This window comes from Microcoleus sp. BM001215392 (assembly GCF_036700185.1).
GTDB lineage: Bacteria > Cyanobacteriota > Cyanobacteriia > Cyanobacteriales > Microcoleaceae > Microcoleus.
In genome coordinates this window covers 1-8,096 of record NZ_JAUBOJ010000357.1, presented here as the reverse complement: position 1 = coordinate 8,096, position 8,096 = coordinate 1, and the positions used below count along the sequence as shown (strand labels likewise).

Annotated in this window: 7 protein-coding genes; 3 read left to right on the top strand and 4 right to left on the bottom strand. The window is 46.1% G+C overall.

Annotated features, from left to right (window positions below):
• Window positions 1-360: 360 nt before the first annotated feature.
• Complete coding sequence (locus tag QT974_RS27555) at window positions 361-495, bottom strand: hypothetical protein (RefSeq protein WP_333471589.1); 135 nt, start codon at window positions 493-495, stop codon at window positions 361-363.
• Between the two features lie 164 nt (window positions 496-659).
• On the opposite strand from QT974_RS27555, the gene QT974_RS27550 reads away from it, so the two are divergent.
• Window positions 660-986, top strand: coding sequence for an STAS domain-containing protein (locus QT974_RS27550; protein WP_293135829.1), 327 nt, complete (start codon window positions 660-662; stop codon window positions 984-986).
• Between the two features lie 56 nt (window positions 987-1,042).
• Here QT974_RS27550 and QT974_RS27545 read toward each other — a convergent pair whose 3' ends face one another.
• The 3 genes from QT974_RS27545 to QT974_RS27535 all read right to left on the bottom strand — a co-directional run bounded on the left by QT974_RS27545 (window position 1,043) and on the right by QT974_RS27535 (window position 4,750).
• Window positions 1,043-2,179 (bottom strand): PP2C family protein-serine/threonine phosphatase, encoded by a 1,137-nt coding sequence (locus QT974_RS27545; protein ID WP_333471588.1) that lies wholly within the window; start codon window positions 2,177-2,179, stop codon window positions 1,043-1,045.
• A gap of 567 nt (window positions 2,180-2,746) precedes the next feature.
• Complete coding sequence (locus tag QT974_RS27540) at window positions 2,747-2,962, bottom strand: hypothetical protein (protein WP_333471587.1); 216 nt, start codon at window positions 2,960-2,962, stop codon at window positions 2,747-2,749.
• 624 nt (window positions 2,963-3,586) lie between these two features.
• On the bottom strand, window positions 3,587-4,750 hold the full coding sequence (locus QT974_RS27535; protein ID WP_333471586.1) for an aminotransferase class V-fold PLP-dependent enzyme: 1,164 nt from the start codon (window positions 4,748-4,750) through the stop codon (window positions 3,587-3,589).
• A gap of 234 nt (window positions 4,751-4,984) precedes the next feature.
• Between QT974_RS27535 and QT974_RS27530 the strand changes: the two genes are divergently transcribed.
• Window positions 4,985-6,787, top strand: a complete 1,803-nt coding sequence (locus QT974_RS27530; RefSeq protein ID WP_333471585.1) for a TM0106 family RecB-like putative nuclease — start codon at window positions 4,985-4,987, stop codon at window positions 6,785-6,787.
• Between the two features lie 64 nt (window positions 6,788-6,851).
• Complete coding sequence (locus QT974_RS27525; protein WP_333471584.1) at window positions 6,852-7,979, top strand: esterase-like activity of phytase family protein; 1,128 nt, start codon at window positions 6,852-6,854, stop codon at window positions 7,977-7,979.
• Window positions 7,980-8,096: the final 117 nt, after the last annotated feature.

Here is an 8,096-nt window from a genome sequence, read left to right as displayed (position 1 = left end):
TGGGGTCAATGCTTCAATCTAAAATCTCAAATCTCAAATCTCAAATCGATTGACCCAATATTTAGTCACATCAAATCAGTGAAGTCGTTTTCTAATTGATGTTTTATTATATTTTAAGTTTTGACTGCTTGTTGGCGAAATTCGATCGCTCATGGTTTGATTACTGTTTTTGATCTGTAGCGGTGCGAGGCAAAGATCGAGTATTGAGCGAGCGATCGCCCCCTCCTCAATCTCCCAACCTAAAATCTCAACTTTAAAATCTCAATATCTGCCATCTTTGTGAGAAAAACTATACATATCTTAAGTGCGAGCTATTTTCCGGCAATTTTGCTCGAGAGCGCCCGGTAGCTGACCCTGGTATCAGGAAATTTCAGCCAGCCAGTGCGAGAGTGAGGGCGAGTCTGGCGAGGGCGACCGACCCCAGTCGTGGGCGCAGCACATCGCCACGATGTTAAACTCGGAAAACAGCACAGCCAGATTGACAAAAGCTACCATAAATTCGAGTATCGTAAGATAGTTGACCTGAGTGTAAGGAGGCGAAGTGACAGCGCCCTGGAAAATTGGTCTGTGATAATTTCTTAAGAATCCCCGTCTTTTAAAGCGGGGAGTGTCAAACTAGCGTAGTCTGGCTAGCAATTGTGATCTTCTCACCGCAAAATATGAGTCCTGTAGTTAAAATTATTCAGCCCTCGGGCATTTTAGACGGCACCAAAGCAAGTCAATTCCGCCAAGAAATTAGCGACCTCGTGGAAGCGGGAGCCGATGTGGTATTGATAGACTTCCAAGATGTGACATTTATGGATAGTTCTGGTTTGGGCGCTTTAGTTTTGGCGCTCAAAACAGTCCGTGCCGCTGGGAGTCAATTAGTCGTCTGTTCTATCAACGAGCAAATCCGCATCTTATTTGAACTCACCAGCATGGATCGAGTTTTCGAGATATTTCCTACCCGGGATGCTTTTAATAGCAAAATTCTCTCAGCTAACTAAATCTTTTGGCTGCTGCCTTCTTGCTATTTAGTCGCAGATGTGCAGCAAGAGGTCAGCTAGCCAAAGTTTACCTTGAGTAAAGACCAATCATCATCAAAAACTGCTTTGGCGTTCAACGTTTGAATGTAGTTCAACACCATTTCTAACTGGTCGGCAGTTCCACCGTTATAAGCTGCTAGCAGGTCGATGAAAGGGTCAAGCCCCCAGATATTGCCGTCAGGTTGGTGAATCTCGTATACCCCGTCGCTAAAGATGTAGAGAGTGCTTAAATCCTCGACATTGCAGCAATTATCCATATAGGGGGCGTCGGGGAACATCCCGACCGGCATTCCGGGGGTTTTTAATCGCTGGATTTTAGTCGTGGATGCAGGGGACTGGGAAATCAACACTGCCGGGGGATGGCCGGCGCTGGCGTAGGTGAGCTGGCGAGTAATGCGGTTGTAAACGCCGTACCAGATGGTGAAATACTTGTCGTTTTGGTAGCTCATCTGGAAGGTGGTGTTGAGGGCGCGCAAAACGTCGCTGGGTTTGTAGTAGTCAATGTTGGGCAAAGCGCGCGATCGCAGCAAATTCAGCACGGCCACCGAAGGCAGCGCCGCCCGCAAACCGTGACCGGCTACGTCGAGCAAGTAAATCGCCAAATAATCGCTATCGAGCCAGTTGTAGTCAAAGCAATCTCCCCCCAACTGCCGGGAGGGAATGAATTTTGCTTCGATGCTGACTGGTTCCGTCATCGGATCTGGCAGCAGCGATTGCACGTACTCCGCCGCCTCGGCTAGCTCTGCTTCTAAACTTTGCTTGGCAATTTTTAAATCTCGGCTGAGTTGGTGCAGCCGCAATCCGGCACGTACTCTCGCCTGCAATTCGTTGAGTTCTATCGGCTTGGAGATAAAATCGTCGGCACCTGCGTCGAGCCCTTTGACTCGATCGGCGATCGAACCCAAAGAAGTCAGCAAAAAGAATTGGGTAGTTGACAGCTCCGGATCTGCCTTAACTCGACGGCAAACATCAATTCCCGTCAAGCGCGGCATGATCCAATCGCAAATTATCAAGGCCGGACGCAATTTTTGCGCCTGGGCTACGCCGTCTTCGCCATTGCTTGCTACTGTCACTTCGTAACCCTGTTTTTTCAGGGTTCTTCTCAGCAGCTCTTGAACAACCGTATCATCGTCAATAACCAGAATTTGAAACATGGGCACTCAGGTACTACAAGTCTTGAAATTTTTGACGTAATAACCAATTATCAATACTTTGAGTCAGTGTTAGTTATATCTATAGGAATTATCTAGCAAATCAGCCATTCTGGATGTTTTGGGAATCGAGTGTAACTGACTTGCTTCACTCAGTGTCCCTCACCTGTCACCTCAGTACAAGCAAACTCATCTAGCAATATTCTATAGCTCGGTTAAGCTGGCGATCTTGGCGATCGCCGTTTGGGCCGAACAGAAAAACCGGAACAGTAGCCTAAAATACCAAAAAAAATCAACTAAACCCCACCTAGCGATGATAGCAAGCATTTTTCTCAATCGGGCTAGATGTGAGATTTGACCCCAAAACGGTCAGCCGCATCAAGTGGAGTTCGATCGAGCTGTTGTTGAATAAGCAGGTCGAGTTGAATCAACTCGACCTGCTTATTCATAATAGATGCGATCGGGTGAGGTATTCTCTGAACATCTGCGGCAAAGGTTCCACGAATCTAAAATCAGGACTATCAGCATATCGGGGTTGGAGATTGAGATTGAGGTGTTGACTCAGCATCTTTAAGAACCCGCGAGCGGCGCACTCTCCCCGAGCGATCGTCTTTTGATACCAAATTTGCCTTCCCTACGTCCTTGACGATCGAGAATCTTCAATCCTTCAATTCTTAAATTTTTCGATCGTCCAATCCCAAATTTAAAAATAGTTCGATCGCGACTTGTCAGCCAGCATTTGCTGCTGGCGTAGCCCAAACCCAGTCTTTCAATAAGTCGAAGCATCTCAAATTTCAAATACCTCTAACACTTAACGCGGATGAATAAGGATCGTGAATTAAACAATTCACACAATTAATTTTGTGGGATGGGCGGGAGAACCGGTCTAGAAAGGATGCGATCTCCCGCCCATCCTACAATAACATCACGCATTTTCATTCAGTTGACAGTTGACCGCTTGAGGGCTACCTTTACCCTTAAGTCCGAGGATTGAAGCAATGAATAGTCTGATTTTAATTTCTCTCGATCGGGCGCGAGGGCTTTAAACCAATTGTTTCTGGTAAGTTATTTAATTCTGATTCCTTAACTGCCTTGGCAATGACAAAAAGGGTAGTCTACCCAAGCTTTATATCATTAAACCAACTCTCACATAAATTAATCCACAATACTTTTTTTGTTTTTTTAAATCAATACGGTTTACTTGAGATTTTTTTGTCATTGCGAGCGTAGACAGAGCAATCGCAGGGTCTGTTTGTCACATCGTTTTCCGGGTGGACTGTCTTAAGTAAACCGTATTGTGTTTTAAATACCATTGCGAGCGGATACGTATCTGTTAAATTGTTGATAGTAGCTAGCTATTGTTTGTAACGACACATCGACTCGATCCAGGTACAAACTGCATGAAAAAACTTATCTCTTTTGGATTTGACTAAAAATCTCCTCAACTAACTTATTGATTTCTGCCTCCGTGGTAAGATAGTGGACGCAAGCGCGCACGCAGTCAGGATTCAGAATTGTCCGCACCATAATTCCCTGTTTCTCCAACAAACCAACTAACTCCTTGTGCGGCATCCCACCGATCAATCGAAACGAAACCAAACCCGCTTCCGGCGGAGATTTGCGCAAACATTCCACATCAGATATTTCTGACAAACGCTCCCAGAGATACTTGCTCAAACGACAAATTTCTGCATATCTTTCCAGAATTGTACCCCATTGGTGTTGCAGGGCGATCGCACTTCGCAAACCAGAATACAAAGGATAAGCCGAAGTCGCAATCTCGTAGCGTTGAGCTCCAGGCTTCGGGCCAAGAACTTTAGCACTAGAATCGGTGACAATTCCCCGCCACCCGATAAACACCGGATGCAAATCTGCTAAAGCTGAAGCGCTCACATAAAGCCCGCCCAAACCTTCGGGGCCGCACCACCATTTGTGACCAGTAAAAGCATAAAAATCAACTTCTGACTCAATCAAATTTAAAGGTAAAACCCCCACAGATTGAGCCGCATCAACTAACACTTTAACTCCGACCTGATGACAGACATTCACAATCTCAGTCAGAGGCAAAACTTGACCAGTATTCCACAAAATATGACTGATTACTAACAAGCGAGTATTTGGCTGCAAACTATCAGCAATTACCTGCACCGGATCTCCCTGATTCAAAGTCGCCGCCAACGGACAAACCTCAACCTCAATGTTGAAACGGCGCTGAAGTTCCATTACACTAGCTACAATGCCCGGATGTTCGCAATCAGAAAGCAGCAGTCGATCGCCCGCTTGCCAGTCAATGCCCCACAGCGCAATATTGCAGCCCACCGTGACATCTTCAGTCAGGGCGATGGTTTCAGCAGGTACAGCTAACTCAGATGCGATCGCCCGTCGCGTCAGCATCGCCTCCTGAACCACCCAAGCCCCCACCTCCCCCGAAAACGGCCCCCCAAGCTGCACCCGCTTGTAAGCCTCATAAATCGCCTCTAAAGCAGGCTCAGGCAGCGGCCCTTGTCCGCCGTAGTTAAAATAAGCTTTATTGGCCAAAGCTGGGAATTTTTGCCTGTGATTGTCCTTTGTCATACTTTTCTGGGGAATTATTGATAGCGTTAATATTGATAGAACTTACACAATAATCCTAGGGATGGGCAACCACGGGGGGATTGCCCCTACAAAACACTATATATGGACTATGTGCGCGCATGACTGATTGAATAAATATTAATGTCAAAAACCTCTCTCAAAAACCCTTGTTCTTTCTATATTTTACATCCGCCCTTGCGAATCCGTTGCCGAACTTTTTTCTGCGAATACTAAATGTTAATAACTGACAAACTCTTACTTTCCTATCAACGATGCCATCTCCGAGCATTTTTAGACACTTGCGGAGACTGGAAACAATTAGATCCTCCCAGCGACTTTCTGGTGAAACTGATGCGCGACAGCGGGACGTATCAGCAGCAGGTTTTAGAACACGAAACTTACCAACAACCATCATATCCTAGAGGGGATTGGGAAGCTGGGGCGGCCGCTACCTTAAGTTTAATGCAGCAAGGAGCCGATCGCATTTATCGAGGAGTGCTGATCCGGGGCGAATTCGGCAAAACCAACAGCGCAACAGATTCTCTTGCAGGAATTGACACTCAATATGTCCCCGAATTTGGCGAAACCGCCGAAACTCCGGTGCATCTTTCATCCTCCACTCTGCACTCTTCAAACATTACCCTCGTCAGCCGCCCGCATTTATTAATCAAGCAGCCAGGAAAATCTAAATTTGGCGATTGGAGTTATGCGACTGCGGATATTTGGCTTAGCAAACGACCAAAATTAGACTATCAAATTATTGCTGCTTTTCACGCCCAAGTATTAGCTTCCATGCAGGAAACAATGCCCGAAAATGCGTGGCTGATGCTGCGAAAAAAAGGGCTTTGGGAAGTTAATCTCGATCGGCGAACTCCTGAGATGTTCGAGATTTTAGACGATTGCATTGAGATGATAGAAAATCGGCATAAGCCGGAGGTGTTCATTTCTCGTCAAAAGTGCAATCTTTGCGGTTGGTATACTGTCTGTCACGCGGAAGCCGAATCTATTAAACATCTTTCGCTGTTGCCCGGAGTTACTGCCGGCCGCTATGCTAGACTAAAGACTCTCGAAATTACTGATGTAGAATCTCTGGCAAATGCTAGTTCTCAATTGCTGGCTGAGTATCCAGAATTTCCCGACGCAGTTGCTTTTGATGTGGTGCGACAAGCTCAATCTCACTTGCTAAATCAACCTTTATTGCGGGAAGAACGAAGTTCGGCAGCGGTTTTTGTAGCGGATGTAACGGATGTAGGTTCGGCAACGAGCAATCTGCGGGATTTAGGGGATGTCACGGAGGTAGGTTCGGCAGTGGCAGCGGTTAGTCAGTTTATAAGAATACCAGAAAAGGCAAATAATAATTTAGTAATTCCTAAAATTGAGCTGGTAAAGACTACAGAAAATAAATCTGCTTCACCTTCCAAGCCTGCGCCAATTCTTCGCAGCAAGCCAATTCCTTATTCTCAATCGGTCTTTTTGCCGATCGCCCCAATCGAACTCTACTTTGACATCGAAGCAGAACCGGAGTTAAATTTAGATTATCTCCACGGCGTCTTGGTTGTAGATAGGTACAACAATACTGAAAAATTCCACGGTTTCCTTGCAGAATCACCGGCCCAGGAAGGTGCAATCTGGGAGCAATTTTTAGAATTAATGTGGGCTTATCCCATTGCTCCGATTTTCCACTTTTGCGACTACGAAGTCAAGACTTTTAAACGGCTAGCCAAACTTTACAACACTCCAGCTTATTTGTGGAAGCCCGTGTTGAAACGGTTTGTCGATATTCACAAGCAAGTGACGCAGCAAGCGATTATGCCGGTGGAAAGTTACGCACTCAAACCGATTGCGCGCTGGTTGGGTTTTGACTGGCGCGATGCTAAGGCTAATGGTGCTCAGTGTGTCTGTTGGTACGATGATTGGCTCAAAACGGGCGATCGAGAGCTCTTGCAGGCGATCGTCCGCTACAATGAGGACGACTGTCGCGCTACTTATGTGGTTAAAGATTGGTTGACTAATTTTTTGCTGAGTCAGAAACAGTGATTTTATGATTTAATGAACCGCGAAGGCGCAAAGGGCGCGAAGCAAGAAAGAGAAGAAGAGTAAAATGCGAAATTTAGGGAAAATACTTATATTTATTGCCTGTTTTTTGATCGCAGCAACTGTTGCTATCTCGCTCCGCTTGTCAGCCCAATCTTTCGCTGTTACTCAAATAGATTTTATCGGTAGGGCAATATTTCCCACAGGTTCTCGGTTTCAGGGAACGGAAATTGGCGGACTTTCGGGAATTACTTATGATGCCACAAAACAAGTTTATTATGCGATTTCTGATGACCGCAGCAGCAAGGCTCCGGCGCGCTTCTATTCTCTAAAAATTAACTTGGCATCTGGTAAGCTGGAAAAAGAAAAGATTGAATTTACTGGTGTGACGAGTTTATTGGATGAAAACGGTAAAAGTTTTCCCGCGTTAAGTTTAGATCCGGAAGGGATAGCTTTTACTGGCAACAGCGTGTTTGTTTCTTCGGAGGGAGATGTCGATCGCCAAATCAATCCCTTCATTAAAGAATTCTCTCTGGATGGTAAAATGCTGAAAACGCTACCAATTCCTGACCTATTTTTGCCCGACGACAAAGGCAAAGGAGGCATCCGCAACAATCTCGCCTTTGAAAGCTTGACTCTAACACCCGATCGCAAATACCTATTCACCGCCACCGAAAACGCTATGGTACAGGATGGTGCCGTACCTTCCCTAGCAAAAGGCAGCCCGTGCCGGATTTTGCGCTACGATGCTGCAAGTGGCAATCCTGACGCCTCCTTTGCCTACATTACCGAACCGCTACCCCCTGGTGCGAATCCTGTGGGAAAATTAACTAGCAACGGTTTAGTGGATTTATTGGCGATCGACGACAAGCGCTTGCTGAGTTTAGAGCGCGCTTTCTCCCTGGAAACCGGCACGACAATCAGAATTTTTGAGATTTCTTTGGAAAAAGCCGATCGCATTGGAGAAATCGCCAGCCTCAAAAGCCGTCTGGGCGAAGTTTCTCCCGCTCAAAAACGGCTGCTGCTGGATTTGGAAACCCTGAAAATTCCCTTAGACAACATTGAGGGCTTGACATTTGGCCCCGATTTAGCCGATGGTACCAGAGGTCTGATTTTGGTAAGCGACAACAACTTCAGTCCCCTGCAAGAGACTCAAATTTTGGGCTTCCAAATAAAAGTTCAAAAAACCTCTTGACAAAAGGTGAGGTTATAGGCATAATAGAAATTGTGCCTGAAACAAAGGCAAAACGAGGGACAGTAGTTCAATTGGTTAGAGCACCGCCCTGTCACGGCGGAAGTTGCGGGTTCGAGC

Coding starts and splice junctions, on each gene's coding strand:
- QT974_RS27525 (WP_333471584.1), top strand. CDS start 6,852: ATGCGAAATTTAGGGAAAATACTTATATTTATTGCCTGTTTTTTGATC.
- QT974_RS27535 (WP_333471586.1), bottom strand. CDS start 4,750: ATGACAAAGGACAATCACAGGCAAAAATTCCCAGCTTTGGCCAATAAA.
- QT974_RS27530 (WP_333471585.1), top strand. CDS start 4,985: ATGTTAATAACTGACAAACTCTTACTTTCCTATCAACGATGCCATCTC.
- QT974_RS27545 (WP_333471588.1), bottom strand. CDS start 2,179: ATGTTTCAAATTCTGGTTATTGACGATGATACGGTTGTTCAAGAGCTG.
- QT974_RS27555 (WP_333471589.1), bottom strand. CDS start 495: ATGGTAGCTTTTGTCAATCTGGCTGTGCTGTTTTCCGAGTTTAACATC.
- QT974_RS27540 (WP_333471587.1), bottom strand. CDS start 2,962: ATGCTTCGACTTATTGAAAGACTGGGTTTGGGCTACGCCAGCAGCAAA.
- QT974_RS27550 (WP_293135829.1), top strand. CDS start 660: ATGAGTCCTGTAGTTAAAATTATTCAGCCCTCGGGCATTTTAGACGGC.